Origin of the sequence: Streptacidiphilus monticola (assembly GCF_042658505.1) — a bacterium.
Lineage (GTDB): Bacteria > Actinomycetota > Actinomycetes > Streptomycetales > Streptomycetaceae > Streptacidiphilus > Streptacidiphilus monticola.
On the sequence record NZ_JBHSQJ010000165.1, the window covers coordinates 1 to 3,347 of the forward strand.

The following is a 3,347-nucleotide window of genomic DNA, read 5'->3' on the forward strand; positions in this document are numbered from 1 at the left end:
CCTGGGCCTCGACGCGCAGCGCGCAGGCCAGCAGCAGCGGGCCGGCTGACGGCCCGTCGGCGTTCATCGCAGTCGCCGCCCGGCCAGCGAGGGCAGCAGGCCGCGGCGCGGCGCCGGAGTCTCCGGCCCACCGCCGTACGGCAGTTCGGCCGCCTCGGCGTCCACGGACTGGCCCTCCGGGGTCAGGTGCGGCGTGCCGTGCAGGTAGCGGCCCAGCGCGGTGATCGGGAAGACCAGCCGGTAGAGGTTGTAGTTGATGGAGAAGTCCCAGGGGAAGCCGGTGCCGGTGAACTCCGGCTCGTCCCAGGTGCCCTCCTCCAGCTGGGTCTGCGCCAGCCAGCGGATGCCCCGGTCGACCGTCTCGCCCTCCTCGCCCGCCGCCAGCAGCGCCATCAGCGCCCAGGCGGTCTGCGAGGCGGTGGACTTGCCCTTGCCGGCCCAGGATCGGTCCTGGTACGAGCGCATGTCCTCGCCCCAGCCACCGTCCGCGTTCTGCTTCTCCTCCAGCCAGTTGACGGCCCGTCGGATCGAGCTGTGCTCGGGCCGGATGCCCGCGGCGATCAGTGCCGGGACGACGGAACCGGTGCCGTAGATGTAGTTGGTGCCCCAGCGCCCGAACCAGGAGCCGTCCTCCTCCTGCTCGCGCAGCAGCCAGTCGATGCCGCGCCGGGTGCGCGGGTCGCGGGCCCGGCCGTCGGCGGCGAGCATCTCCACGACGTGCGCGGTGACGTCCGCGGACGGCGGGTCGACCACCTCGCCGAAGTCGCAGAACGGGAGCTTGTTCGGCAGGGTGCTGGTGTTGTCGACGTCGAACGCGGCCCAGGCGCCGTTCTTGGACTGCATGCCGAGCACCCAGTCCACGCCGCGGCGGATCGCGGCGGCGGAACGGGCCGGCTCGTCGAGGGCGACCCGGCGCAGCGCCAGGATCACCTCGGCGGTGTCGTCGATGTCCGGGTAGTTGTCGTTGTCGAACTCGAACGCCCAGCCTCCGGCCGGGAGTCCGGGCCGCTGCACGGCCCAGTCGCCCTTGCGGCCGACCTCCTCGCCGAGCATCCACTCGGCGGCGCTGACCAGCGCCGGGTGGTCGGCGGGCAGGCCCGCGTCGGCCAGCGCCACGGTGGCCAGGCAGGTGTCCCAGACCGGGGACTGGCAGGCCTCGATCCAGCGGTGGCCCTCGTCCGTGTGCACGGTGAACCGGTCGAAGGCGGCCAACCCCGCCTTCATGACGGGGTGGTTGAGGTCGTACCCCTCCAGGTGCAGCGCGATCAGCGAGTACACGGCCGGGGGCTGGATGCCGCCCCAGCAGCCGTCGGCCTCCTGCCGCTCGACGATCCACCGGGTGGCCTGCTGCAACGCGAGGCGGCGCAGCGACTTGACCGGCATCCGGTGGTAGTAGTGCAGCGCCTTGTCGAGGCGGATGAAGAAGCCGTCGAGCGTGTGGATCGGCGGGGTGGGCCGGGTCGGGTACGGGTCGTTCGGGTCGGCGTGCAGCTCGTCCAGGTCGAAGGGCGCCGGACGGACCGGCCGGTGGGCCGAGACGACGGTCAGCGGCACGATGGTCTGCCGGGCCCAGCAGCCGAAGGAGTAGATGTTCAGCGGCGCCTTGCGCGGCAGGAAGATGACCTCCGGCGGCAGCTCGGGCAGCTTCTCCCAGGGCCACCAGCCGAACAGCGCCAGCCAGATCCGGGTGAACACCCGGCTCGCCGCGATCCCCCCCTGCTCGCGGATCCACTTGGACGCGAGCTTCATGTGCGGGGCCGTGATGTCGTCGCCGGCGAGCTTGAGCGCGACATAGGCCTCGATGGTGGTGGACAGCTCGGCCGGGCCGCCGAAGAAGGTGGCCCAGGTGCCGTCCGGTTGCTGCTGGGAGCGGATCCACTCGGCCGTGGCGCGGGTCTGCTCCTCGGTGAGGATGCCCAGGAACTGACGGAGCAGCAGGTCCTCGGCATCCATCGTGACGTTGGTCTCGAGATTCCCCTTCCACCAGCCTGCGTCGTTCTGCAGGCTCAGCAGATGGGACACCGCCCGGTCCAGCGTCTTCCGGGCGATCTCGGTGGTGCTGGCCGCCGCGGCCGGCTCTGCATCGTACTTGGGGTCGAGCCGGCCGTCCGCGGATCCTGTCATTGCGTCACCTCTCCCTAACCACGACGAACTCGGCGAGCGCCGCGAACTGCGCGCGCACCTCGGCGGGCATGGCCACCTCGTCCAACGCGGCCAGCGCCGTGGCGTGTTGACGGCGTGCCTCGTCGGCGGTCCAGGCTCGGCCGCCCGCCTCCTCGATCAATGCCGCGCGCACGGCGAGTTGTTCCTCGTCCTCGTGCCCGCGGTTCTCCGGGTCGGCCAGCAGCTCCGCGAGCCGGTCGGAGGCGGGGCCTCCGGCGGCGAGAGCGGCGGCGACCGGAAGCGACTTCTTGCGCTGGCGCAGGTCACCGAAGTTGGGCTTGCCGGTGACCTCGGTCTCGCCCCAGATGCCGAGCAGGTCGTCCACGGCCTGGAAGGCGAGGCCCAGGTGGTAGCCGTAGCGCTCGAGCGCGTCGGCCTGCTTGTCGTCGATGCCGGCCAGCACGGCGCCGACGGAGGCGGAGGCGGCCAGCAGCGCGCCGGTCTTGTTGCCCTCCATCTCCAGGCACTCCTCGACCGTGACCCGGTCGCGGTGCTCGAACGAGAGGTCCTGGGCCTGACCGTCGATCAGCTTGCGGGTGGCCAGGGTGAGTCGCTGCACCGCGCGGCCGGCGTCCTGCTGGGTGGTCAGCCCGGCGGCGACGGCGTCCAGCAGCACCTCGTTGCCGAGGGCGAACAGCGCGTCGCCGACCAGGATGGCCTGGGCGGGGCCGAAGACGGTCCACACGGTGGCCCGGTGGCGGCGGGTCTCGTCGCCGTCCATCAGGTCGTCGTGCAGCAGCGAGAAGTTGTGCACCAGCTCGACCGCGACGCCGCCGGGCACACCGTGCTCGGCGGGGACGCCCGCGGCGAGCGCGGAGAGCACGGCCAGCGCGGGGCGGACGGCCTTGCCGCCGTCACCCTCGGTGGGGTTGCCCTCGGCGTCGGTCCACCCGAAGTGGTACCGGGCCACCCTGTCCATCGGCGGGGCCAACCGGTTCACAGCCTCACGGAGCACCGGCGTGCAGAGTCTCCTGGCGCGGTCCAGCAGTCCGGGTACGTCAAGTGCCTGCACCATCAGTGCCTCCTCGGGGCGCGCAACCACGCTGATTCCCTCTCCGTTCGTCGGTCGTCGTCCTGGGTCCGCCTGAGCGGGGTCGAGATGGGTGTCCGTCATGAGGGCTCCCCCGCGGGCTCTCCCGACTCGGCGCGCCGCGCGGCCGGGGGTTCCGGCGTGGCGCTCCGCG

Annotated in this window: 2 protein-coding genes; both read right to left on the minus strand. The window is 72.4% G+C overall.

Features of this window, described 5'->3' with window-relative positions:
• Positions 1-63: 63 nt before the first annotated feature.
• A complete protein-coding gene (gene shc, locus ACFP3V_RS30010) occupies positions 64-2,124 on the minus strand; it encodes a squalene--hopene cyclase (protein ID WP_380590359.1) in 2,061 nt (686 codons plus the stop codon).
• A 4-nt stretch (positions 2,125-2,128) separates the two neighbouring features.
• Positions 2,129-3,178: a polyprenyl synthetase family protein gene (locus ACFP3V_RS30015; RefSeq protein WP_380590361.1), complete on the minus strand. Its 1,050-nt coding sequence runs from the start codon at positions 3,176-3,178 to the stop codon at positions 2,129-2,131.
• Between the last annotated feature and the right edge of the window lie 169 nt (positions 3,179-3,347).